This is a genomic window from Rossellomorea oryzaecorticis (assembly GCF_045897515.1).
GTDB lineage: Bacteria > Bacillota > Bacilli > Bacillales > Bacillaceae_B > Rossellomorea > Rossellomorea enclensis.
Genome location: NZ_JBJOSA010000015.1, coordinates 1 through 25485 on the forward strand (window position 1 = coordinate 1; position 25485 = coordinate 25485).

25 protein-coding genes and 1 pseudogene are annotated in these 25485 nt (G+C 44.1%); 21 read left to right on the forward strand and 5 right to left on the reverse strand.

Going from position 1 to position 25485, the window contains the following annotated elements; genetic code table 11:
- Positions 1-629 (reverse strand): IS256 family transposase (locus tag ACKA06_RS15650; protein WP_456153946.1); only part of this gene is annotated, 629 nt, incomplete at its 3' end.
- Positions 630-915: 286 nt separating this feature from the next.
- Between ACKA06_RS15650 and ACKA06_RS15655 the strand changes: the two genes are divergently transcribed.
- The 6 genes from ACKA06_RS15655 (at position 916) to ACKA06_RS15680 (ending at position 8529) form a co-directional block, all read left to right on the forward strand.
- Positions 916-1803, forward strand: coding sequence for an alpha/beta hydrolase (locus ACKA06_RS15655; RefSeq protein ID WP_198258201.1), 888 nt, complete (start codon positions 916-918; stop codon positions 1801-1803).
- Between the two features lie 249 nt (positions 1804-2052).
- On the forward strand, positions 2053-3549 hold the full coding sequence (locus ACKA06_RS15660; RefSeq protein WP_198258202.1) for a phytoene desaturase family protein: 1497 nt from the start codon (positions 2053-2055) through the stop codon (positions 3547-3549).
- Between the two features lie 205 nt (positions 3550-3754).
- Positions 3755-5281 (forward strand): phytoene desaturase family protein, encoded by a 1527-nt coding sequence (locus ACKA06_RS15665; protein ID WP_411160077.1) that lies wholly within the window; start codon positions 3755-3757, stop codon positions 5279-5281.
- 39 nt (positions 5282-5320) lie between these two features.
- The gene (locus ACKA06_RS15670; protein ID WP_411160078.1) at positions 5321-6427 is read left to right on the forward strand and encodes a glycosyltransferase family 2 protein; all 1107 of its coding nucleotides are present in this window, start codon (positions 5321-5323) and stop codon (positions 6425-6427) included.
- 890 nt (positions 6428-7317) lie between these two features.
- On the forward strand, positions 7318-7758 hold the full coding sequence (locus ACKA06_RS15675) for a YybH family protein (RefSeq protein WP_214873469.1): 441 nt from the start codon (positions 7318-7320) through the stop codon (positions 7756-7758).
- A 372-nt stretch (positions 7759-8130) separates the two neighbouring features.
- A complete protein-coding gene (locus tag ACKA06_RS15680) occupies positions 8131-8529 on the forward strand; it encodes a VOC family protein (protein ID WP_214873471.1) in 399 nt (132 codons plus the stop codon).
- Positions 8530-8939: 410 nt separating this feature from the next.
- Here ACKA06_RS15680 and ACKA06_RS15685 read toward each other — a convergent pair whose 3' ends face one another.
- From ACKA06_RS15685 to ACKA06_RS15695, 3 genes are all read right to left on the reverse strand, one after another.
- Positions 8940-10211, reverse strand: coding sequence for a PucR family transcriptional regulator (locus ACKA06_RS15685; RefSeq protein WP_032086056.1), 1272 nt, complete (start codon positions 10209-10211; stop codon positions 8940-8942).
- A 186-nt stretch (positions 10212-10397) separates the two neighbouring features.
- Complete coding sequence (gene pruA, locus ACKA06_RS15690; RefSeq protein ID WP_032086137.1) at positions 10398-12029, reverse strand: L-glutamate gamma-semialdehyde dehydrogenase; 1632 nt, start codon at positions 12027-12029, stop codon at positions 10398-10400.
- Between the two features lie 42 nt (positions 12030-12071).
- Positions 12072-12989, reverse strand: a complete 918-nt coding sequence (locus tag ACKA06_RS15695) for a proline dehydrogenase family protein (protein ID WP_411160079.1) — start codon at positions 12987-12989, stop codon at positions 12072-12074.
- A 481-nt stretch (positions 12990-13470) separates the two neighbouring features.
- Here ACKA06_RS15695 and ACKA06_RS15700 point away from each other — a divergent pair, with 481 nt between their 5' ends.
- The 8 genes and pseudogenes from ACKA06_RS15700 to ACKA06_RS15735 all read left to right on the forward strand — a co-directional run.
- A complete protein-coding gene (locus tag ACKA06_RS15700; RefSeq protein ID WP_411160080.1) occupies positions 13471-13929 on the forward strand; it encodes an SAM-dependent methyltransferase in 459 nt (152 codons plus the stop codon).
- 57 nt (positions 13930-13986) lie between these two features.
- Entirely contained in the window at positions 13987-14532 is a 546-nt protein-coding gene (lepB, locus tag ACKA06_RS15705; RefSeq protein WP_032086058.1) for a signal peptidase I, read from the forward strand.
- Positions 14533-14922: 390 nt separating this feature from the next.
- The gene (locus ACKA06_RS15710) at positions 14923-15756 is read left to right on the forward strand and encodes an alpha/beta fold hydrolase (RefSeq protein ID WP_214873477.1); all 834 of its coding nucleotides are present in this window, start codon (positions 14923-14925) and stop codon (positions 15754-15756) included.
- 173 nt (positions 15757-15929) lie between these two features.
- Positions 15930-16700, forward strand: coding sequence for an RNA polymerase sigma factor (locus tag ACKA06_RS15715; RefSeq protein ID WP_058297190.1), 771 nt, complete (start codon positions 15930-15932; stop codon positions 16698-16700).
- Positions 16701-16715: 15 nt separating this feature from the next.
- Positions 16716-17726: a hypothetical protein gene (locus ACKA06_RS15720; RefSeq protein ID WP_411160081.1), complete on the forward strand. Its 1011-nt coding sequence runs from the start codon at positions 16716-16718 to the stop codon at positions 17724-17726.
- A gap of 21 nt (positions 17727-17747) precedes the next feature.
- A complete protein-coding gene (locus ACKA06_RS15725) occupies positions 17748-18224 on the forward strand; it encodes a GyrI-like domain-containing protein (RefSeq protein WP_197670375.1) in 477 nt (158 codons plus the stop codon).
- A 19-nt stretch (positions 18225-18243) separates the two neighbouring features.
- Positions 18244-18663 carry a VOC family protein gene (locus tag ACKA06_RS15730; RefSeq protein ID WP_032086061.1) on the forward strand — a complete coding sequence of 140 codons (420 nt, stop codon included), beginning with the start codon at positions 18244-18246 and terminating at the stop codon, positions 18661-18663.
- Between the two features lie 40 nt (positions 18664-18703).
- Positions 18704-18859, forward strand: a pseudogene (locus ACKA06_RS15735) (IS5/IS1182 family transposase); the annotation flags it as partial.
- Between the two features lie 131 nt (positions 18860-18990).
- Here ACKA06_RS15735 and ACKA06_RS15740 read toward each other — a convergent pair.
- Positions 18991-19662, reverse strand: a complete 672-nt coding sequence (locus tag ACKA06_RS15740; protein WP_411160082.1) for a 5'-methylthioadenosine/S-adenosylhomocysteine nucleosidase family protein — start codon at positions 19660-19662, stop codon at positions 18991-18993.
- A 476-nt stretch (positions 19663-20138) separates the two neighbouring features.
- Between ACKA06_RS15740 and ACKA06_RS15745 the strand changes: the two genes are divergently transcribed.
- The 7 genes from ACKA06_RS15745 (at position 20139) to ACKA06_RS15775 (ending at position 25308) form a co-directional block, all read left to right on the forward strand.
- Entirely contained in the window at positions 20139-20591 is a 453-nt protein-coding gene (locus ACKA06_RS15745; RefSeq protein WP_411160083.1) for an NUDIX hydrolase, read from the forward strand.
- Positions 20592-20700: 109 nt separating this feature from the next.
- On the forward strand, positions 20701-21054 hold the full coding sequence (locus tag ACKA06_RS15750) for a YunG family protein (protein ID WP_411160084.1): 354 nt from the start codon (positions 20701-20703) through the stop codon (positions 21052-21054).
- Between the two features lie 122 nt (positions 21055-21176).
- The gene (locus ACKA06_RS15755) at positions 21177-21764 is read left to right on the forward strand and encodes a GNAT family N-acetyltransferase (RefSeq protein ID WP_411160085.1); all 588 of its coding nucleotides are present in this window, start codon (positions 21177-21179) and stop codon (positions 21762-21764) included.
- 84 nt (positions 21765-21848) lie between these two features.
- A complete protein-coding gene (locus tag ACKA06_RS15760) occupies positions 21849-22394 on the forward strand; it encodes a GrpB family protein (protein WP_411160086.1) in 546 nt (181 codons plus the stop codon).
- Between the two features lie 152 nt (positions 22395-22546).
- Positions 22547-23632: a DUF3626 domain-containing protein gene (locus ACKA06_RS15765; RefSeq protein ID WP_411160087.1), complete on the forward strand. Its 1086-nt coding sequence runs from the start codon at positions 22547-22549 to the stop codon at positions 23630-23632.
- A 16-nt stretch (positions 23633-23648) separates the two neighbouring features.
- Positions 23649-24479, forward strand: a complete 831-nt coding sequence (locus tag ACKA06_RS15770; RefSeq protein ID WP_411160088.1) for a nucleotidyltransferase — start codon at positions 23649-23651, stop codon at positions 24477-24479.
- Positions 24480-25047: 568 nt separating this feature from the next.
- Positions 25048-25308: a heterocycloanthracin/sonorensin family bacteriocin gene (locus ACKA06_RS15775; RefSeq protein WP_411160131.1), complete on the forward strand. Its 261-nt coding sequence runs from the start codon at positions 25048-25050 to the stop codon at positions 25306-25308.
- Positions 25309-25485 lie beyond the last annotated feature (177 nt).

A 25485-nucleotide genomic window follows, 5' to 3' on the forward strand; every position in this document is an offset into this window, starting at 1 on the left:
CGTTCACGAAGGTCATTCAGAATTTCACTCCACCCGTTAGACGACTCTCTGCCCCCAATATAAAAGCCCAGCACTTCGCGATGTCCTTCCGGCGAGATACCAAGGACGATGTAGACTGCTTCTTTTCCAACCGTGTCACGCCGGACGTTGACAAAGAGCGCATCAAGATAAAGGGCACAATACCTCTTTTTGAGAGGACGTTTCTGCCATTCCCGAATATCCTTAAGAACGGTATCCGTTACATTTGAAATGGTACCTGGCGAATAGGAGTCTCCAAGCAGGCTTTTCATAATTTTGCCGACCTGACGAACGCCAACGCCATGACGATACAACTGAATGACCAGCTCATCAACAGCTACCATTCTGCGTTTGTACGGTTCAAAGAGTTCCGTCTGGAACTCGCCATTCCGATCCCGCGGAACATCAAGGTCTTCGACACGTCCATAGACGGTATCGAGCGTACGATGATAGTATCCATTCCGAGAATTGTCTTCTCCCACAGGTTCATTTTTAAGGACCTCTTTAATCTCTTCTTGAAGAATGAATTCCAATTTCTCTCTCAAGACTTCTCTCATGGTGGACTCTAACATACTAGAAAGGTTAAGGTTTTTTATGTTATCATTAAGCATGGACAAAGGACTCCTCTCGATTATTGTGGTGATATTCAGAGAGTACTTTGTCCTTTTTCTATTGTCTAGAAAAAGACCTTACACATACTTTTATAAACCATCATATATTATCAAAAACAACCCTCTTATTATCAAAAATCCCATTATATTATCAAATCCTCTTCGAAGCCCCTTTTAGTAACCGGCACCGTATACCAATTCTAACCCCAGCCAAACCACAAAGCAGGTTTCCACCCCACCCCCGTTGAATACATACTAAAAGTAATTTGAAAAGTGAGGTCAGCCTATGTTCCATGCTGTTATTGCAAAATTTCTGCGTCTCCTCCCAGATAAAGCGCTGAAAAACCCGATGATTCCCCGTCAGGATGTTGAGATGAAAAAGGATATGGTGGTTGAAACGTCCGTTGCACTCACTCCCATTTCCATCTATTATCCCCTCGGGGCACGGAAGGAAAGGTATCCTGTTTATTTCAATTTCCATGGCGGGGCGTTCATCATGAATAAGAAGGAGCTTGATGACCCTTATTGCCGCTTTCTGGCCAACGAGGCAGAGTGCGTGGTGATCAATGTTGAGTACGGGAAGGCGCCGGAGTTCCCTTTTCCGAAACCGATCCATCAGGGCTATGACATTCTCAAGTGGGTGAAGGGGAAAGCCGGGGAATTGAAGATCGATGCCGGGAAGATCATGGTCGGCGGTCAGAGTTCCGGTGCGAATATCGCCGCAGCCCTCTGTCTTTACCTTGAAGAAAAAGGGGACGACCAGCCGCTGCTGCAGGTGCTGTCCTGCCCGATGCTGGATTTTGTCACACCGCATGCGGATAAGCCGGAACCGGATAAGTGGCGTGCCCGCTATCCTCAGGTGGCTCAGTTCATCAGCATGTGTTACGTGCCGGACAAGGAGCAGGCAGAGAATCCCCTTGCGTCCCCGGTTCGTGCAGAGGTGAACGGGCGTTTGGCTCCGGCCCTCATCCTTATAGCTGAATTCGATGCCTTCAGGCCGGAAGCCGAATGTTATGTGGAGAAATTAAAAATGGCAGGGGTGAGCGTTCAGGATGAGCTGTTCACGGAGTGTGCCCATGCATTCACCCATATGGGGCCGAAAGAAAAGGCGGAAGAGGCTTGGCGGTTGATCACGGGAAAAATCAAAGCGTCGGCCGGCACACAGGAAAGTTGAAACACACCCAAAGTTTTTTGAAGGAGAACAAGGGTATAAAATAAGGGCTGAGGATACAGACTTGATAGCATCAGAAAAAGGCTGAACAGGGCCGTTTAACAGATTTCAACGATCTGGAGAGGGATCAGGAGGAGACCGATATGGACACAGTGCATGGGCAAGCGGTTTTTACATTTTATGAGGGAAAAAGCGGCGGGTACAAGGATTTGCATAAAGGCAGTATCAATGGAGAAGGAGGTGCGTTAACGGATGAAAAATAAAACGGTACTCGTCATCGGAGGCGGACTCGGCGGACTGTCGGCGGCGATTTCACTGGCACAGGCCGGATACGACGTCTCCTTATATGAAAAAAATAACCACATCGGCGGGAAGCTGAACCGGCTGGATCAAGATGGTTTCGGCTTTGATCTCGGACCGTCCATCCTGACGATGCCGCAGATTTTTGAGCGTTTGTTTGCAGCGAGCGGGAAATCGATGAAGGATTACGTCCGGATCGAGAAGCTGGATCATCAGTGGCGCTCCTTTTTTCCGGATGGGAATGTCATAGACTTATATGTAGATTTGACGGACATGCTGGAGAAGAATCCTTCCCTGACCCAAAAGGATATCCGAGAATATCAGGATCTGCTGGATTATTCGAAAACGCTTTATGACATGACTGATAAGACCTATTTCCAGCATGGTGTCGACCGGACGAGGGAGATCATGAAGCATACGGGCCTGTTCAGTGCGATCAAGAACTTTGATCTGTTTTCGACGGTCCACGGCGCCATTGATAAACGGATCAGCAATGAGCAATTCCGCGATATGCTTTCCTATTTCATTAAATACGTCGGTTCTTCCCCTTACGATGCTCCGGCCGTGTTGAATATGATGATTTACATGCAGCATGACCAGGGTGTGTGGTATGTGCCCGGCGGTTTGAACAAGCTCGCGGACGGACTCGTGAAGCTGGCTGAAGAAGTGGGCGTCAACTTCCATCTTGGAAAGCCGATCGTCAAACTTGAAAAAAAGGACGGCGAGATCACGGGGGCCGTTTTGGAAGACGGGACCATGCTGACGGCGGATTATTTCGTTTCCAATATGGAAGTCATTCCGGTTTACGAGAGACTGCTGGAGGAAGACAGCCATTATATTAAAAAATTGAAAAAGAAATTCGAGCCGGCGAGCTCCGGACTCGTCATGCATCTCGGCGTGAAGAAAAGCTATCCGCAGCTGCGCCATCATAATTTCTTTTTTGCTGAAAACATGAAGGAGCAGATGCAATCGATCTTCCATCGCCGCGAGCTGCCAAAGGATCCGGTCATTTATCTGGTCAACGTCAATAAGACCGATCCGACGCAGGCTCCTCCGGGTCATGAAAATATAAAAGTGCTGCCGCATATTCCTTTTATCCGGGACGAGAACCCGTTTACGCAACAGGACTATGAACAATTCGCTGAGCGGACCCTGATCAAATTGGAAAAAATGGGCCTCGAAGGCTTACGCGAGAATATTGTCACCAGGGATATGTGGACCCCGGAAGATATCAGGAGGACATACGGCTCCGACCGCGGCGCGATCTACGGGACCGTGTCGGACAAAAAGAAGAATAAAGGATTCAAGCATCCGAAACAGAGTGAACGCTATAACAATCTCTATTTTGTCGGCGGCACAGTGAACCCGGGCGGCGGCATGCCGATGGTTACGTTGAGCGGCCAGCTGGTAGGCAGGAAAATTGTGGAGAGGGATTCATCCCTTGCCTGATGACCGGAAAGGGGAGGGGGAAGCCCCTGAATTACCGATGAAGCGGCGGATATAGAAGCGTTCATCCGCGGACTTGGTTCGGGGAATTCCCGCCTTATTCTGGGGAAATTTGATCAAATTGATAAAGCGGTTGTTGTAATACGGGATAATTGGAAACAATGGTACGAGAAAAAGTTGTGGGGTTTTTGGAGAGGGGGGAATGCACATGAGTAAAAAAGTGATTGTCGTCGGTGCAGGTGTCGCGGGGCTTGCCAGTGCCATCAGACTGCAGCACGCGGGGTACCAGGTGGAGCTTTATGAGAAAGGATCCACACCCGGCGGGAAGATGAACCGGATCGAGCTGGATGGCTATACATTCGATCTCGGTCCGAGCATCGTCATGATGCCTGAGCTGTACCGCGAACTGTTCGAATTATGCGGACGCGATCCAGACGATTATATTCCGATGCAAAAATTAGATCCGATTTACCGCGCGTATTTCAGTGACATTCCCGACAAGCCCTTTGACATTTCCTCGGACCTAACCGAACTCACCAAGACGATTGAATCGATCAGCGAAGAGGACACGGCAGGTTTTTTTAACTACCTGCATGAAATTTACAAACGGTTCATCATTGCAAAGAATCACATCCTCCACCGGCCGTTCCGCAAGAGGTCTGATTTTTACAACCTTCCGATGCTGAAGAAAGCGCTGAAACTGAAACCGTACGACACGGCCGATTCTTTTATCGGAAAATTCATCAAAAATGAACGGCTGAAGCAGCTGATCAGCTTTCAGACATTATACATAGGCATTTCTCCGTTGAAAAGCCCGTCTTTTTATACGATGATCCCAATGATTCAGTTTTTATACGGAGTATGGTTCATCAAAGGCGGTATGTTTACGATGGCTCTTGCGATGGAGAGCCTCTTCAAGGAACTTGGCGGGACCATTCATTACGGGAAAGCTGTTGAGGAAATAAGCATAGGGAATGGCAGGGCGGACGGGATCATCGTTGAGGGCCAGAAAATCCCTTCGGATTATGTCGTCTGTAATGCAGACTTTCCTTACGCCATGAAACACTTGGTCAAAGATAAAAGGGCGAAAGGGAAGTTCACCGATAAAAAAATCGACAGTATGAAATACTCCTGTTCCTGCTTTCTCTTATATCTCGGAATGGACCGGAAATATGAAGAAATCGAGCATGTACATAATTTTATTTTCAATGAAAACCTCAATCAGAATCTGGAGGATATTTTTGACGGCAAGAAACTGACCAATGCCTCCTTTTATGTCTATATCGCTTCAAAAATGGACCCCTCCCTTGCACCAGAGGGGAAGGACGGTTTGTATATCCTGATGCCCGTCTCGAATGTAGCGGCAGCAGACTATCAATGGGACGAGGAGACCATCTCGTATTATCGAAGCTATATTTTAAATGAACTGAAGAAGATCCGCGGGTTTGAAAACATCGAAAATGAGATTGTAACGGAAACGTGTACCACACCACTCGACTTCCAATCGAAATTCAATGCCTATAACGGGGCGACGTTCGGCTTGCAGCCCATCCTGAAGCAAAGCAACCACTATCGTCCGCAAAGCAAGGCAACCCACTGTGAAAATCTGTACTTTACCGGCAGCAGCACCCATCCCGGTGCCGGTGTCCCGATCGTATTGTTATCGGCAAGGATCGCCGCGCAGGAACTTATCCAGGACGATACCGGGGAGATGTATGATTACTCAGTAAGATAAGAGGTTTATTATTGAGGTCGCAGAAAGGAGGCAGGTTTTATGACAGCATCGGAAGTGGTTAGTCTCGCGATTGGGTTTCTGGCCGTGTTGACCGGCATCCTCATGTTCTGGTCCTTGCCGGTTCCCGGTTTCTCAAACAGAAATTCGGCCGGCCTCCCGTTTCTGTCCATCATCATCCCTGCCAGGAATGAAGAGGGCAGGATCCCGCCGTTATTACAATCCTTGCAGGAGCAGCGGTTCAAGCAATTCGAAATATTGGTGGTGGATGACGACTCAACTGACAAAACGGCGGCAGTTGCGGAAAAGTACGGTGCCACGGTCCTGAAGAATACAGGGGCAGGGAAGTCTTCGGCATGCTGGATCGGTGCGGAACGGGCAAAAGGGAGCTGGTTGTTGTTCCTGGATGCGGACACTCGCTTCACTAGTGAGGATGGGATAAGCAATCTGCTATATTTTTATCAGGAAAAAGGTGCCCGCGGGATCGTGGCATTGCAGCCATTCCATACAGTGAAGCGTTTGTATGAACATCTCTCGATTGTCTTTAACATCATCGTCGTGGTGGGGATGAATCTATTTACGCTCTGGGGATCAAGGTTTAAAACCGCCGGCTCGTTCGGCCCGTGCATTCTATGCAACCGGGACGATTACTTTTTGTCTGGAGGCCATTTGGGGATCGAAGGGGCCATCATGGATGACCTCGCATTGGGAGAGGCATTTCTTGAAAAAGATCTCCCGGTCCGCTGCCTTGGCGGCAAAGGAATCATCTCGCTGCGCATGTACCCGGAAGGCCTCGGCAGCCTCATCGAAGGCTGGTGCAAAAGCTTTGCCGTCGGTTCAAAATCAACCCATCCAGCCGTCATGCTGATGGTCATCTTCTGGATTGCCGGCAGTTTCATCACATCCGGGGCATTGCTAACTTCCATCATTGAATCGGACACTGCAGCATTGGGTTTCAGCGGAGCACTGTATATCCTCTATATGCTTCAAACAGCCTGGTTTGCCCGCAGGGTCGGCAACTTCAGATGGGCGGTTTTCCCATTTTATCCGATACTGTTTGTGTTTTTTGCAGGGGTCTATCTGTACTCCTTCATCAGGGTGAATATATTTCATTCGGTGAATTGGAAGGGGCGGAAGATCAAGGTTTGATTAGTGGGTGCTGGGTGCTACGGTCGTTGGCGTGGTTTGGCGGATGTTTGCGGCGGGTCGGGGGGACAGGTACCTTGACCCAGCCGGAATTGGTGGTCGGAAGTGAGATTTTGGGTTGGATATTCACCTTTTTGTTCGAATTTCAGTCACGTTTCGTTAATATCCGGTATCAACGATTGTGAGTGTCCATTTTAGGGTGGCGTTCCAGTTGTCATCGGGGGTATTAATAGGCGCTGGCTTATTTTTGTTATCAAAAATCACTATATATTATCAACAATAGAAATATTATCAAAACTTGGTTGTGACTGTTTGGATACCTGGTGGTGTATAAAAACAGTGGTGTTCCAGTAAACCGTTAGAAAGGTGTCCACGTTGCTTTTCAGACTTCTGCATTTGGTTTTACAGGTAGATAGGATGCCTACGAGGGCACCTGAAATAACTTTTCCGTTTAGGATGGATGAAATTCCATCCTTTTTGCTTGTTTGGAAAGGTTTTATTGATAATTTTCTTCAAAATGAGACCTTACCCGGTGATACGTAGACGATCTGAAGTCAGAACATGTTCAAGCTCCCGGTTTATTCCATCCCCTGATAAAAATACATTCCATTTTTCGCATTTACGTGCCACTTTCAGAAAATACGTTCCACTTTTCAAATTTACATGCAGCTTTTTAAAAATACATTCCACTTTTCCTGTTTATCAACCAACTTGTCGAAAGATCTCTGAATCAGGGGAACTGGTTTTAGGCAGCGATGAGACATTAACAAACATTAGGTGAGGCACAGTTTCTTGACCGATCATGATACAAGCAGCTCAGGAATGGAGGAATTCATGGGATCAGTATGGAAGAAATAACAGATTGAATAATAATCGGCAAGGGAGAGAACATGATGTCTGAAAAAATCGGTACCGTCCAGGAAGTGCTTGAAACTTACAAGAAGGCTGTAAACGAGAGGGACAGCGGAAATTTTTTAAAAATGTATGCATCTGACGTTCATATTTATGATTGCTGGGGGAGCTGGGAGTGCAAAGGGATCGATGCTTGGAGGGATAACGTTTGTGGCTGGTTTAATGATTTGAAGGAAAACGGCGACGTGCTGAAAGTGAGTGTGGAGGATGTTGTGATGGAAGATAATACGAATCTCGCATTCGTTCATTGTGCGGTTACGTATGCTGCTTACAAAGAAGGAACTGATGAGAAACTCCGCCAGATGACCAACCGGTTTACCTTTGGCCTGAAACGGGTGAACGGCTCCTGGCTGATTACCCACGAACACTCATCATTGCCGATTAATATGGAGGATGGGAAGGGTATGTTTAATTTGAGGTGAGTGTGACGGCTGGCGGCGTTCCCAATCCCGACCACAGCCACGGATAGGGAATTCAAGGCTGTTTTTAATGCGTTTTTCCCTTATCCTTTTTCCAGTTATAAGGCTTGTTAGTCCAATTCACAAGCAACATAGCCAGGAATATAAAAAAACAAATGCTGAGATTGGTTGTCCACTCGATGGGGCCATTTGTGATACCTTGCCAGAATGTCAGTGCCAAGAGATAGATGATAGGGTACGGGATGCTTTTCTTAACCAATGATACTGCCCCCTTTTTTGCAGGCTGCCTTTTGTGTTCGGAGCAGCCGCTATTTAAGTATAACGCATTATCCAATTTTTGTAAGGTTATTTAAAACCAAAAGGAGTAGATTTATTATGCAAAAGGTCACCCCATTTTTGATGTTTCAAGACGGAAAGGCAGAGGAAGCGATGAATTTCTACACCTCTCTTGTGGAGGACTCCGAAATCACGGATATTGTTCGATACGGCGCGAATGATAGCGGGGATGAAGGGACAGTGATGCAGGCCACATTCACTTTGAAGGGGCAGGCATTCATGTGCATAGACAGCAACATAAAACATCAGTTTACTTTCACACCCTCCTTTTCGCTGTATGTGACGTGTGATACTGAAGAGGAGCTTGATCATCTTTATGAGAAGCTGGACGAAGGCGGACAGGCCCTCATGCCGGTTGGGAATTATGGTTTCAGCAAGAAGTTTGGCTGGCTGAATGATAGGTTTGGGGTTTCTTGGCAGTTGAATTTGCCGAAGTGAGGCGGGACATGGTCTGAGGTAGTTGGCGTGTCGTGGTGACAGGTACCGCGACCCGAAAAAGTGGTCTAAATAATGTATTTTGACAGGGAAATTCACCTTTTTGGCCGGATTTCCCTGTGTTTTTGGTCAAAATCCAGTAGGGAAGGCACGATTGTGCAGTTATTTGTAGTGTCAGCGGGGGTATTATGGGGTGTGTGATCAATTTTATTATCAAAAATGGACAATTTATTATCAAAAAATCACATTATATTATTAAAAATCAGCAATATATTATCAAAAAATACAAATATATTATCAAAACCAAGTTTGCGCTCCTCTATATACCCAACGGTGTATACGAGAAGTGGCCAACAGGGGACGGCTGCCCCGCCCCAATTAGCAGGGTGAGAACCGTCCCCCATCAACCCCAATCACTCAATCCCCTTCAAAGCCTCTTTATACCGCTGATAATAAGCTTCCACATTATTCAACAGCAGTAATTCAGTATACAGATAAACTTTCATATTGAAGTTGTTGAAGTCGATGGTGGTCAGCTCCTGGATTTTTTTGATCCGGTAATTCAAGGTGTTGGGATGGATGAACAGTTCATTGGCGGTCTGTTTACCCTTTCCGTCGTTCTTCAGATAGACTTCGAGTGTCCGGAGCAGGTCTGTCTGTTTTTTGACATCATTTCTGATCAGTGACAGCAGGTCGTCGCTGTAATAATCCTTTGATGTGTTTTTTTCGTAGAGGGCAGGAAGGTACCGGTAAATGCCCAGTTGCGCGAATTCCCGCGGCATCGATTCTGGGCGCGGGCTGATAAAGTTGGCGGTTTCGATGACCTCAGACGCTTCCAGAAAGCTCTTTCTCATTTGATAGAGGGAGGTGTATTCTTTTCCGATCCCGATCAGGAAGTTGTAGAATTCTTCACCTGTTTGTTCCTTGACCTTTCCGGCAAGATCCCTGGCTAATTCCAGTGATGATAATGGTTTATCTGCTTTGCCGTAGAGGACGAGGATCACCTGGTATTCCGTTTTCAACGCGTAGATCGTTGTGCTGAAGGCGGATTCTTGGACGAGCCTCTCCAGATGGTGGAGCATCGGTTTATATTGTGGCGATGTAATTGAATAAACGGCCACGGTGAACCGTTCCGGCAAGGTCAGTTTGACGAGTGATGCATCATGGCGCAGCTGGCTTTCGCTTCCATATTCATGCTGAAGGAGACGCCATAATACTTCTTCTTTTTTGTCTTTTTTAAAATTTGCCTTCGCGTAAATATCATTGATCAGATTTCCAAGGTGAGGAGAGATCTCTTCAAGGAGGGCAAGCTCTTCACTTTGGAGAAGATGACCTGATTCCTGGACCCAGATGTACCCGATCGTATTCCCAAGATACTTCGCGGCGATGACGACGCGCTGGTGGAACCCCAGCTCTTCCATCGGTTGAACCCGGATCGGACTGGATTGATGTTCAAGCCGGTGAACGATGCCTTCTTTTTTCAATCGGTCGATGATGAAAATCGGACATTTTTTTGTGAGGATCGTCTTTTGCTGTGTTTGGTCGAATTTATCGAAAGAGGAACTGTAAGAAATCAATTCAAAATTTTTGTTTTCAATGATGACGGGGTTGCCTAATTTTGAACTGATCAGTTCCGTCGCTTTATGGATGTCTTCTGCCTGGAGGATTAAATCTTTTGCTTCCATAGGGATCTTACCTTTCCACGAGAGTTATTACCCCTATTATAGCGTTTAATTTTTGAATGAAAAGAAAAAGCCCCCCCGTTGGCAGGGGAGCTTTTGTCATTGGAAGTTTATTCGTTTTTAGATGGTCTGTATCCGGACGCCATGATGTTGCATCAGGACCGGACGTTCAGACCGCCATTTTCGATCTTATTCTTCATCCATGAAAGGATAAGAAATGTCTGTTGTCGGCGCAAAGTTTTCTTTGATGATACGCGGGCTGGTCCAGCGAATCATGTTGAAGACAGAGCCTGCTTTATCGTTTGTACCGGAACCGCGGGAACCGCCGAATGGCTGCTGGTTGATCACGGCGCCTGTTGGTTTGTCGTTGATATAGAAGTTACCGGCTGCACCTGATAGGCGGCGCTCAAGGTGCATGATCGCTTCACGGTCTTGTGCGAAGATCGCGCCTGTCAATGCATACATGGACGCTGTATCGACTGCAGTCAATGTGTCTTCCAATTGGTCATTTTCGTATACATAAATCGTTAATACTGGTCCGAAGATTTCTTCTGTCATCGTTTTGAAGTTTGGATTCGTTGTCACGATGACTGTCGGTTGAACGAAGTAGCCTTTAGAATCATCATACGTGCCGCCGGCGATGATTTCTGCTTCTTCAGAATCTGCCGCATAGTCGATGTAGCTTGTGATGGAATCGAAAGCCGGTTTATCGATGACCGCACCCATGAAGTTCCTGAAGTCTCTGACATCTCCGACTTTAAGCTTGGCCGTTTCTTCCAATACGCCAGCTTTCACTTCTTCCCACATACTTGCAGGGATGTAGGCACGGGATGCTGCTGAACATTTTTGACCTTGGTATTCAAATGCTCCGCGGACAAGTGCAGCGACCACTTTGTCTGCCTGCGCTGTTTCGTGGGCGAATACAAAGTCTTTCCCGCCAGTTTCCCCGACCAGACGAGGGTATGATTTGTAGTTCATGATGTTCTCCCCGACGTTTTTCCAGATGGTCTGGAATGTGCTTGTTGATCCGGTGAAGTGGAATCCGGACATGCGAGGGTCCGTCAAGACTACCTCTGATACTTGTGAACCGCGGGAAGGGACGAAGTTGATGACCCCTTTAGGCAGTCCTGCTTCTTCTAAAATACGCATGAAGTAGTAGTTTGATAGTACAGAAGTTGACGCCGGTTTCCAAACGACTACGTTCCCCATGATGGCAGGGGCAGATGGCAGGTTCCCGCCGATTGCCGTGAAGTTGAATGGGGAGATCGCCAATACGAAACCATCCAATGGACGATATTCCAGGCGGTTCCAGATATTTTTCATGCTATCCGGCTGCATTTGATAGATTTGGTTTGCATAATCGACGCCGAAACGAAGGAAGTCTGCTAATTCTTGTGCAGCATCAATTTCAGTTTGATAAGCTGTTTTCGATTGACCCAGCATCGTAGCCGAGTTGATGACGTCACGGTAAGGTCCGGAGATCAAATCCGCCGCTTTCAGGAAAATGGATGCACGGTGCTGCCACGGCATGTTGGCCCATGATTCTTTTGCAGCCATTGCAGCCTCTACAGCATCACGCAGCTCTTTTTCACCAGCAAGCGAAAAGTTTGCAAGGACATGTTGATGATCATGCGGCATGACGACTTGCTTCACTGAATCCGTCTTAATGTTTTCCCCATTGATGATCACAGGGATATCGACTACTGTTTCCGATTGGCGCTTTAATTCTGCCTTTAATGTTTCTCTTTCTTTTGTACCTGGGGCATATGTATTGCCAGGCTCATTTTTAGGTGTTGGGATATTGAAAACTCCGTTACTCATTTTCTTCACGTTCCTTCCTTAAATTATTATCTGCAATGAACATTACTTGCTGAAGATTCCCTTCAATGCAAACGCGATGTTTGCAGGCCTTTCAGCCAGCCGTCTCATGAAGTACCCGTACCAATCTTCCCCGTAAGGCAGGTAAATACGGACTGTATACCCTTTTTTAACGAGATCGGACTGCAATTGATTCCTCATTCCATAAAGCATTTGAAACTCGAAGCGGTCGTTCGGGATATTGTGTTCTTTCACTAACCCGATGGTGTAATCGATCATCGCTTCATCATGGCTAGCCACGGCTGTATAATGACCGTTTAAAAGCTGCTTTTTGATGAGATGTTTCAGATTCTCATCCACTTTTTGCTTTTCAGGGAAAGCCACCTTACCTGATTCTTTATATGCACCCTTCACCAGCCTTAAATAGGGTGAGAACTGCTTGAGATCATCTACATCCTGATCTGACCGATACAGATAGGACTGGATGACCGTCCCCACATTTTCGTACTTCTGCCGAAGGGTTTTGTAAATATCGAGGATGGCAGGGCACCTGGATGAATCCTCCATATCGAGGGTGACCGTGATTCCATATTCTTTTGCCTTGGATAAAATCAACTCCATATGTTCGAGCACCAGGTCACGACTGATATCCAATCCAAGCGATGTCAGTTTTACAGACATTTCAGTGTCCAACTGATGGTAAGCAATTGCCTTTATACTCTCGATACACTCCCGGACATGTTCCCGTGCATCATCCACGGAATCAACAAATTCACCTAGGTGATCGACTGTAACCTGGAATCCTTCCTGGTTCAATTGAGTAATCAATGGAATGGCCTGTGAAAAGGTTTGGCCCCCAATGATCTTGTTGGCCCCAAATTTAGATCCCCATCGCTTGGCCATTCGGTCCAATGCCTTATTGTAGGACAGATACAAGAAAAAGCGTTTACTTATGACTTCCAAGATCGCCACACCTCCTTGTATTAACTGTTTCCCTTCAGTACAGGGTGAATAAACTGAAAATCGTTAAACTATTTCCTCTGTTAAGAAAATTATAACGATAAATACCTGTTTTAAACAACGTGTTCCAACCACAATAAATTCGGTGATGATTTATGGTTTAGACACAAAAGGGGGAAGGGTAGTGGGGACGGCGGGTCGCAGGTGGGTCGTGGGGACAGGTACCATGACCCAAATTAGCGTTTTGAGAACAAGAGTGGTGTGGGGAGAATACCCGGGCATCCATAGGCCCCGGTTTATTATTTTTGGCTGGTGCGTAAGAGATTATTGCCCTTTGTTGTAAAATTTGGAATAATTGGATTAAAGAAAACTCGTGTAAAGAAGCATGTGCTGCTGCGGGAATTGTACTGGTTAGGTGTACTCTGCCTAAAAAGGCTGTCCACCAGGAGTTTGATCGGCAGCCAAAAGGAAGGGATATGATAAAATGATTACGTTGAATCCAATCGGTGTTGCTTACAATGAACGGAATGAAATTGAAGATGATTACTGGGGGAAGGTGGTTTCGAAAATCATTTTGGATGATTCCCTTCCGGAAGATTCTCTGAATGAAATCGAATCATTTTCTCATGTGGAGATTATCTTTCATTTCCATAAAGTCGATCAAACAAAAATTATTACTGGCGCCCGTCATCCCAGGAATGATGTGAATCTTCCTAAAGCAGGGATTTTCAGCCAGCGGGGCAAAAACAGGCCCAATCAGCTTGGATTGACGACGGTTAGGGTCATGAAACGTGAAGGAAGAACCTTATATGTAGCAGGTCTGGATTGTATCAACGGAACACCGATTTTGGATATAAAGCCCGTCATGAAAGAATTTCTTCCGAAAGAGCCGATTACCCAGCCCGAGTGGACACATGATATAATGAAACATTATTGGGAGTGAACTGAGGGACCCGTCCCCATGTTTCTTAGAGATTTTGCAGGCGAGAGGATGAACCAAATGGCAAAAAAGAAAAATGAAACCTTTGAATGGATTAAGTCTTTAGGGGTTGCGCTAGTAATCGTGTTAGTTGTCCGGGCATTCTTATTTACACCCATCCTTGTTGACGGGGCTTCAATGAATACGACATTACACGATCAGGACCGGATGATTGTATCCAAGATAGGGGAACCGGAAAGATTCGATATTGTGGTGTTCCACGCAAACGAGAAACAGGATTATATCAAGCGTGTGATCGGTTTGCCGGGAGATAAAATTGAGTACAGGGACGACACCCTGTATGTAAATGGAAAAGCGTATAAGGAGCCATACCTCGATGAGCAGAAAGCGCAAATAGAAGGCGAGTTAACGAGATCATTTAAGTTGGAGGATACCGCTGTCGGACAGGCCACTGTACCTGAAGGGCATTTATTCGTCATGGGGGATAACAGAAGGAACAGCACGGACAGCCGGATAATCGGGGCGGTCCCTATGGATCAGGTTGTAGGGACGACGAACGTTGTTTTTTATCCGTTTAAGGATATGAAGATTATTAAAAATAAATAGATTCGTAGAAGAGAAGCTGAAGACTGGTGTTGGGTCTTCAGCTTTTCTTTTTGAAAAAGGAAACGCTCTCTGCTTTGCAGGCAGCGATTGAGTTGCTGGTGGTTGTTTAACGTTAATTATTGGTAGTTATGCATATCACAGTGTGGTATATTGATAAAAACATCAAAAGCAGGTGAAGAAGTCCGACATAGAAGCGGCCTGGTATACAAGGCTGATTTATGATTGGGAACGAGTGGAAAATCAATTTGAAGCAAGCTGATGAAAGCATGTTCTTATGCTTATTTAGTATGCCGATTGATTTTTTTACTCTACGGACTTTTCCCTTTTTAAAACCGCAGAGTAATCTCTGTGGTTTTTTTGTGTTTGAAAAATTAGAATGGAGGGGTTTTTTTGAAACGGTATGTTATTCATGATGGAGAAATCGATGTGAGGATCACAGAATGGGGGGGTGAGGATAAGCCGGTGATTTTTTGCCTGCATGGGCTGGGGAGTACAGGTCTCAGTTTTATAGAAATAGCTGAAGAACTGAAGGGTGAGTACAGGATCATCAGCATAGATGCTCCAGGTCACGGTAAAAGCGATCCATTCACCCGTGCCGAATGCTATGAAATGCCTGCGCTGGCTGGTTGGCTGGATAAAATACTAGACTTGCTGAAAATCGATACATTCTATTTTTTATCGCATTCGTGGGGAAGTTTTGTTTCGTTATTCTATATGCTGCAATATTCTGAGAGGGTTCTTGGGGCGATCCTGATTGACGGGGGTTATCAAACGAAAAGACGATTGTCCATTTCAATGGAAGAGGAGGTGGCATTTCAAGAAAAAGATTTTGAAGAATATGCAGCAACCTGGGAAGAATTTTTGGATGTGGCAGTGTTTGGCGACTCCAGAAGAACACCGTTATTGTTGACTGCAGCCAAGGATCTAGCCCTTCAAGAGGATGGGAAGTATTATTGGCACGCAAGGGGAGAAACGGGCGGTAACATCATTAGAGGCATGCACAAGAATGAAACGGAGGATATTTATGAAAAACTCCCCCGCCACCTGGACATTTGCCTGCTTCGGGCAGCGCTCCCTGAATCACGAGCTTCATACAGGAACCTGACCGCCGGCATTTTTGAACAAAAAACCGGTGCAACGGTGAAACTGATTCCGAACACGTCTCATATGCTGCATTGGGATGATCCCGGGGTGGTGATTAGGGAAATTAGATATAGATGGTGAAGTGCAAAAATTGACCAACTTCATCATAAATTTATTAATTGATTGTACAACTATAGTGAATTTGAAATAATTGGGATAAGTGGAAGATGAAGAAAAATTTAATGCTATTTTGTTAGATTTCCCGTTTCAGATGCATCTCTATATATGGAGGTGTTGAAAGGAGTCCAATCTATATGTCAGGTACTGGTACTTTAGTTGAATTGGGTGAAAGCCGTTTAATTGAGGGAGAATTAAAGGGTTTGGATATTGAAAATTTCAAACAATTAGAAAAAGGGAAACTTGTTGAACAGGCAAGGAAAGGAGATCAGGAAGCATTCAATGAATTGGTAAGAATGCATAGGGCCAAAGCGCATGGCTGGGCTTATTCGGTAGCAAAAGATACATTCTTGGCGGAAGATATCGTCCAGGAAGCTTTATTCAGGGCATTTATTAAACTCGGGACCCTGCTGGATACAAATAAGTTCACTCCCTGGTTAAAGCAGATTGTTAGAAATGAAGCTTATATGAAGATGAGAATTGCGAGTTACAAAATGGAGAGTTCGCTGTCTTCTCAACCGACACAACACAAAGAGCCCACCGTCGATTGGGGAGATATCGATCAGGTTTTATCATTTCTTTCATACAAAGCATCAGAAAAGTCCAGAGAGAACAATCCAGAAGAGTACATGATGAGGTTAAGTGTGGTGGATGGTATTTGTTCTTTATTGAAGTGTCTGAGCAAAAGAGAAAAAGCTTTTTTTGAAGCATATTTTTTCGACGATCTACCTCCACGTAAAATTGCAGAGCTCTTCAATACTTCGAAAGCCAATGTGTACAATACCATCTCCCGGGCAAAAGTCAAAGTCCAAAAGGAGAGGATCCGTATATGTATTCATGATTACGTAGAGAAAAAAGCGGAACGGGGAGCAAGAAAACAAAAGATTTTGTCCATACCTGAGATCTAAATGGGGGAATTAAAATTGGAAAGAAAACAACTAGTGAATGAAAATCATTGGCTGAGAACAAAGACTTCTGCTGCATCAGCCATCCATGGCGCAATTAAATATACGGATAAAAAATATTTGAACCTCATAGATGTGATGGGACTTACCAGTCATGCATTCCGAATAAACATTGATTCGAAAGAGATCAATGTCGCAGGCCCTACCGCGATTCCTGGTGGATATTTGATGAGGAAAAGTTTAACGAACCTTGGTTTCACAAGTAATCTGGCAGATTCAGAGGCCCCAGCAAAACCAGATAAAGTTGAACAGACTCTAGAATTGATTCAAGATTCCATCGATCGCGGGATACCTGCAATCGGATTTGATTTATTCATTCCGGAATTCGGTTTGATCTACGGGTATGACGATACTAAAAAGGTATTTTTCGCTAAGGATTGTTCCAGAGATGGAGAAGTGACTTATGAGGAATACTCGGATATCAGAGGTGTATTGTACTCCACCACTATAGAAGAAAGCCTTCCACACTCTAAATATGAGATGCTGCGAATGGCATTGGATACTATACTGGATCACGCTCACGGAAGGGAATGGCAGGGTCCCTTTGAAGATAAGTATGTCATCGGTTTAAAAGCGTATGATACATGGATGGATGTGTTGGAGAAAGGAAATGCAGATCCCCATGGCAATGCATTTAATGCTCTTGTTGTTTCCGATGCAAGGGAATTTGCGGTGAAATTCTTACATGACCTTACCATCAAGTGGGATGGTACGAATATTGTGGAAAGGGGTGTAAGAAAATTCGCATCAGATGCTGTGAAACATTATACGACTGCAGCAGAGGCTTTGGTTGAACTTCGGGAGTTGTTTCCTTTCCCACATGGTGGTGAACCAGCTGAGAAAGGAAATAAAGAAAAGGCCGTTCAATTATTAAAGAAAGCAAAGGAAGCCGAGGAGGAAGGATTGAAATGTCTGCAAACCTTATCGGATTTCATGAATAATTATTATGCGGAAAAATGGGTTCATTAATTATTTCAGGGAGGTACCATAATGCCAGTGAAAGTGATACAGGACGAAAAAGTCATAACACTTCAAGAGATGAAATTGGTAGGATACAGGGTTTGGTGTGCTGGAGAAGAGTATGCAGAAGAGATTCCTAAAACATCCCGATTAATAGGGAATCGTCTGAAAGAAATAAAAAAGGTGAGAAATAAAGACTTACAGTACGGGGCGTTTATCGTGGATGCCAGAATGGAGAGCGAAGATGGGTACTGGGTGGCCATCGAAGTGGAAGAGTTCGAGGATATCCCAAAAGATATGGTCACTCTCACGATTCCTGCGCAAAAGTATGCAAGAGCAATATACAGAGGTTCAAACAAAAGGATTTTCGATGCTTATGATCAACTGCATAAATGGGAATCAGAACAGGGTTATCAGCGATCAACTGATAAATGGAATGTCGAGATTTTTCAATCCTGGCAGAATCCCGATCAACTGATAGTAGAATTATACGATGCCATTCAATAGGGAAGGGGGATGTTTAGGTATGAATGAAAAATTATGGAGAGTTGGAACAACTTATATACCTGTAACCAACGTCGATCAATCGGCAGATTGGTATGTAGAGAAGCTTGGTGCCGAGCTTGGTTTTATAGATAAAGATAAGGCGATAGTAAATCTCGCAGATCAGAGTATATTTCTTGTAAAGGCAGCAGAGAACCAAAGTTTAAACTTCATCGATAGTTATGGGAATGAACGTTTTTCCCTAACATTTGAAGTGAATGGATTGGAAGCTCTTAAAAAATTACATTATGACTTTGTTCAAAAAGGTATTAAAGCAGGAGAGATTGAAGACAGAGGTCATGCAGGAAGGAACTTTGTTTTTGAGGATATTGACGGGAATATGTTTGATGTTTGGAGTGAGTTGAGCATAGCGTTCAAGGAGAAGCATTTTAAGAAGGCATGATGTAAAACAAAGCCTTACAGAATGAGTAAGGTGAACGGGTCTCTTTGCGGACGCAAAAGAAAAGGATGGCATGCGTTGGTTGACCTTAAGAGTTCTTAAAAAAGTTTCAATGCAGGCGATGCTTACATTCACTGCCATGGATTTTAAGAAATTGGCAAACTGGACTTGGCGAGGGCCATGCCACTCCAAGAAATAGAAGGAAAATCTTTAAGATAACAGTAAAACCCACTTTCGCTTACAACGAAGGTGGGGGTTGTCTAAGGTCTGAAGTTTGGGAGATTACCAAGCTTTCGTTATTAAATATGTAGGCATATTAAATAAAATGATTCAAATAAATCTCTCTAAATATTCCCCAAATATTTTATTCATCACTTTGGGCGTGTTTTCTACATAAACATTCATTTGTTCAATGTTCGATTCGAACTGTTCAGAGTTACTTTCTTCTGTAGGAAAATCAGATATTCCTTTGATAATGATACACTCAACATCATTCTTCTTACATATATAAGCAATGGCACCCGCTTCTGTATCGGCAATGATTATGTTATTTTCTTTAAGTTCTAAATAATCCTTCCACATTACGACTGCTTTATCAGCGGTGCCAATCGTTCCGGTATGAAAATCATTTCCATATTTTGATAGTTCGATATCGACTATGAAAGATTGTTTAATAAAAGGCTCGATTTCTTTTACTGTGCAATCATATTGAACGGCTTTATCGGGTACAAAAATATCCAAATTACTGAACCTGTCATCTATTCCTGCACATGTGCCGGCAACGATTACTTTCGTTAAATTAAATTTGGAAATCATATACTGATTACCGCCAACACCATTTACTTTTCTTACACCGGTACTATAAAAAACAAGCTCAGTATCATTCATTGTTCTCATGAAATACTCGCCATAAGGATAACCGAAACGTTCGTCATCTTTTATTCTGAAGTATTCTAATGTCGCTTCATATTCCCACTTCGTCGCTATACTTATTCCGATCATTGACTTATCACCCTGCTTTTTGTCTATAAAGAACGTTTTTATCAACGCCGACTTCAAATCCAACATTATATAGATTTTTTAGGCTAACCTTCCACGGTGAAATCTTTAAGTGTATTTTACCATATAATGTTATAAATCCTTGAGTTTTCTTGGAAGATTAGAAAATCAAATAACACGTAAAATGGCCCCCCCTGACTCGCACGATGACAATATTCATTGTTAAGTCGTTGTGCGGGGGGGCTATTTAACGTTATTATCTAAAGGTTTATAAATCAACGATTGGTCATCCTTATTTTTTACATTGTTTTGTTTTGAATATTTTGAAATAATTGAAGATGGCAAGATTAGGAATTCTTTTAAGATAAGATAATATGAAAGCTGGCGATAGAAGATGGCTGTAATCATAGAGAATACAGGGATGAAAATGACTATAAAATGATTTCAGTTAGACATAGAAACCGTATTGGAGGAACTTTATGGGATACATAACGGATTTACGAAAAATAGTGGGCAGCCGCCCGCTGATTATGGCAGGTGCATGCGTCATATTGGTTAACCGCAGGAATGAAATATTGCTGCAACGTCGTACTGACAATCATTGCTGGGGGTTGGCTGGCGGTTCCCTTGAGTTGGGAGAATCCTTGGAAGAAGCGGCCAAAAGGGAGTTATTTGAAGAGACGGGCCTGACAGCATCTAAACTGAAGTTGTTCAATGTCTATTCAGGACAAGACTTTTACTACAAGTATCCTCACGGTGATGAAGTATTTAATGTGGTGACAGCGTTTATATGTGACTCGTATAAGGGAGTTTTAAAAAAGGGAGAAAATGAAGTTGAAAAATTGCAGTTTTTTAATGTGAATGAAATCCCTTCTAACATTAATCCCCCTGACTCACCAATCATTGATGAGTATAGACAGAAATATTCATAAAAGTAATGATGCAGACTTGTGTTTTCATAAATAAATAGAAGGGGGACCATCAATTGCAGGTGAAACCAAAAGCTGTATTTAGTTATTCAGCTGAGAAATGAGGCGGTGTATGAAAAAGTATACGATACAACCAGAAGAATTAAAGAAGGCTTTGACAGAATCCTGGTCTGTAAAGTCAAGTTCTAAATGGAGCAGGGAAAACCCTGCGAAAGGACAGTGTGGTGTGACGGCATTGGTGGTAAATGACCTTTTAGGCGGGGAAATAAAAAAGACCAGACTGGCCGAAGGTTGGCATTTCTATAATTTCATAAGTGGTAAACGATACGACTTCACCGCTTCTCAATTTAGTGAAAACATCACCTATGCGGACGTCCCTTCAAACAGAGAGGAAGCCTTTTCTGACACGAATGCAGAGCAGTATTGCTGCTTGAAACAAAAGGTGTGGACTGTATTACGGTTGTAATTCTCAGGGGGACCTTTGGATGAAAAAAATCTTATGACTGGCTGGAGATTAAAGACAGTTCCAACTATACAGCAGGAAAGAACCGAACCGGTCAACTATTAAAACACTTAAAGGGGAGCACTATGCACAATAAAACACAACAAGGATTATTCAGAATCGATTGCGAGGAACTTTATCTTCAAGAGTTTTCAATCGAAGATGCCATCCATATACACAGAATTTCTAATCAACCAGAAATCTATCACTTCCTCCCTGACTGGAAATCCACCAAGGAACAGAGGCTGGATTGGGTCACCAATTACGAAATACCAGCAAATAAAGCATTTCTTGATGCAGCTGCAAACATGACCGACATCGGAGACCATTTTTTAAAACTCGGTGTTTTCATCAAGGAAAAGGATAAATTGATCGGGTGGTGCTGTACGGGCATCAAAGAAGAGCTGCCTGCACCGAATAGAGAAATCATGTATGCCATTTCAAGTGAATTTCAGGGGGAAGGTTACGCAACGAAAGCGGCTATGGGATTGATTGACTATCTGTTTTCACATACAAATGTAGAAACCCTGAATGCAGTGGCTTTGATTGACAACGTCTCATCAAACAAAGTGATTGAGAAGTGCGGGTTTACATGTCGGGGTCAACAGATGATAGAAAATGAACGTTATCATCACTACATATTGAGTAAGTCAGAGTGGAAGAAAAAACGCTAAGCAGGCACTTGTTGTTCAGGGGCGGGTGCAATTTTTAGATTCGGTCTTCCAACTAAGCAGGATTAATCAAAGGAGGAAATTACAATGGCCAAAAGTGACGACCAACAGGACATTCCAGTATGGGCATACGAAAAAATAGAGCTTAAAAACCCTGATCCTCTGTGGATGGACAAAGGAAATCAAGAAAAAGAAGAGCTGTTCCATCTACTATCACGATTCGGTGTGAAGCAGGTGGAGCATATCGGCAGTACAGCCATCCCTCATCTTCCCGCAAAACCCATCATCGACTTAATGGCTTCCGTTTCATCTTTCGAAGAGGTGGACCAAATAGCAGAACGCCTCTACTTACACCATTGGCATCATGTCCCTCCTGAATTGGACAAACAGCCGTGGAGAAGATTTTTTGTAAAGGTGAAGAACGACAAACGAACGGCCCACCTGCATCTCATGCTGGATGGGGAAGAGCGGTGGGAGAAGCAGCTTAACTTTCGGGATAAATTAAGAGAGAATCCACATCTTGTGGAAGAATACGCGAATATCAAATACAAGCTGGCGCAGGAATTTCAGAATGATCGAGAGAAATATACAGAAGCGAAGGCAGAATTTATAGGGAAGGTGTTAAGGGAATGAAATTTCGTCCGGAGAGCGCTTTAAAAGGCAGTTCTCAGGGGACATTAATGGCAAATGCGGAAATGCCTGATGTTTGGTGATTGGTAGGAGAAGATGACGCTAATCATCCCAATCTCCACAATGGGTCACTGTATCAAAGAAAGGGGGATATTGTGTTGCCTGAATTAACAAGGTCTCAGAAATATGCTTTGGACTATATCACGAATTATGCCCGCAGCCATAAGGCAGAGGCCGATGAAACCATTCACCATATTTTGAGGATGTCCAATATCTCTATGGATCTTTATGAAAAAGCGGTCGGCAGTTTAAAGGCCAATGCAAGAATCGGGCTTCATTTTCATCCCGACCGTCCGGTTTCAGACATGAAGAGTGTTGCTAAAGCACTTTTAGACCAGGGAATGTACAAGAGCCAGTTTGAAACATTCATCTCAAACGGGAGCGTATCTGCCCTCCCAGGGGGAGAAAGGGACGTATGGGAGAATAAACTATTCGGGGGAGCCTATCAACTGGAGGGGACAACCACTGACCAGCGCCCTAAATACGGTGCTTTACATGTGATGCTGCATCCGGATGGACCGGCTCCCCGGTTTGGTTCATGTTATTTCCTTCTTTCCCCTAATGCCTCACATCGTTCCACATTCACCTACTTAGATTCGCATCAAGACCCTAAAGAAAAAGGGACATATGAAGCGTTTGATCCTATACTTTCTGCGCTCCTTGAAGAAGTGTTTTCCAGAGATTCCGCTATTGGTGAAGCCAATCTGACACCAAGTAAATTAATGAAACACTTGTCAAAAAACCTTGATAAGCCTTTACCTGACCCGGCAAAAAAAGCGCCAAAACGCAATCTTAATCACTACATTGAAGCACAGGTTCACGGCCAGATTTCCCTTAAAGATGATGTGGAGGTGCTGGTGGCAGATCCTTCTTTTAAAGAAAAGAAAATCGGACATGTCATGAACGACATTTGCCGTAAGTATTCGATTGACTTGTATTGGCACAGCGGCTTTTCTCTCAGCCCAGAAGAGGTTCCTTCTGACTTCAGGGGAACAGCAATGCCTTCGCTTGCTGAACGGATTGCAGTAAATAATAGAATCAATGCAAGTGTCATCGGCTCAGCTGTCATGGATTTACATCGCAACCCTCAAGATTGGCTGGACCGCGGTTCGTTTAAAGAAGTCCTGCAAGAATTAAAACTATTGTGGCATGTGCTTGTTAAATATGGGAAGGCTTACTGACAAAAGGAGAGGTACTTTGACAACCATTAAAGAAATGGGGCGTTTTTGCCCAACGGATCATAACGGAAACATCCTAAATGATGCCAGCCTGCAGAACATCAATCCAGGGTTTATGAAGGTAATAGAAGAGACGGTCGAACATTACAAGGCTCATTTAAAAGAAGACTTGCACAGCATATACATAAGGGGTTCTATCCCTCGTGGATTGGGGATAGAAGGTGTTTCAGATCTGGATACGATCGCTCTTACGAATAAAACAACTCATGATATGGACCTTGGATGGGTGGAAAAGTCAGAACGATTTTTAAACTCGAAGTATAAATGTGTAGATGGAGTGGAATTTAGTTTCTATTCCATTGATGAGGCTTTAAAAACAAATCACTTTTCCATCATACCGTTTATGATCAAGACTCATAGTGTATGTGTGTATGGAGATGATGTAAGTGTATACCTGCCTGAATACAAAGCCGATATCAAACTTGGAAATGAACATCTTGTGAATCTGAAGAGACAAATCGACCAGGCAAAAGAAGACCTCGACGGTAATGACGATAGGGAAGATATCGTCGATTGCTGCAGATGGATCATGAAAATCATCGTGAGGGCCGGCCTTGCCCTTGTCATAGAGAAAGAAGCCAAATATACCCGGGACCTATACCCGGCTTATAGACTTTTTGCGAAACACTATCCCGGTAAAGAACCTGAGATGAGACAAGCTCTTCAATATGCGGTTGATCCGGTTGAAAATCCGGTTGAGATACTGGGGTTTTTAGAGGGGATGGGATGTTGGTTGACAGGTGAGGCTGAAGAGTGGCTAGATATCCACAACCTCAAAAGAGAACGTTGACTGCGGGTTTGGAATTAAGGTATATGCCGGTAAAATTCATCATAAACTCATTTTTTTCAGCCTAAATCCAATTAATTCATCCTAAATCCTGAAAAATCAGCAAAATTTGTAATCGGACCCGCGCCAAGGGCTGGATATAAGCCGGGAAATCAGCTCTTATGGCAGTCCAACAACCGTTTCAAACCACTTTAGAAAATTTTCAAGCAACATTTCAAAAATACAAACCACTTTCCAGATTTACGTGCCACTTTTTCATTTTTCATTCCACTTTTCAAAATTTTCAAGCCACTTGTCGAAAAATCATTACACAGTTGCCGGCTATCATCTGATTTAAAGTACAATAGGAACGTCCCAGTCCTAAACTCCAGTCCATCGACTGGAGTGTTTTTGTCTTCTTCATCACCCCATCCCCCTCCAAATTAGGCTTTTACACCAGTAACAACCCCCACCCAAATTACATAAATTGGTTGGGAGTGTTCACATTTATCGTGAATGCACCTAAAGACAGATTTTTTTGGAAAGCTACTTGGATGAGAGCCATTGGCATATTTGGGAGGTAATGAAGATGATGAATAATTTTCACCATGAACTTCAAGGTCTGAATGTAGGGGATTTCCAGGTAACACAGCCTGTTTCCTGGGATCAGCATATGTATGATCCAAATGACGAAAGGCTTTTCCTTGGATTTGGGGGCTGTTTCGGGTTTGGCTTCACTTGCTTCTTCAGTTGTTTTGGCTGCGGAGGATGCTTCCGCTGCGGCGGCTGCGGACGCTGTGGAGGGTGTGGCCGTTGCGGCGGCTGCGGCAGATGCGGTCGCTGCGGACGTTAATCAGCATGTAGAATATAGTGTTCAAAAGGATCCCTGCATGAGTCAGCGCAGGGGTCTTTCTTTTTTATGAGAGCCCGATCCTAGCATGTAATCCTGCGCCCCTCAAACGTTCCCAGAATCTGAAAAAGGCGCTTCTGCTTTTCTTTATACATATGGGACAAATTTGGTTTCATACGA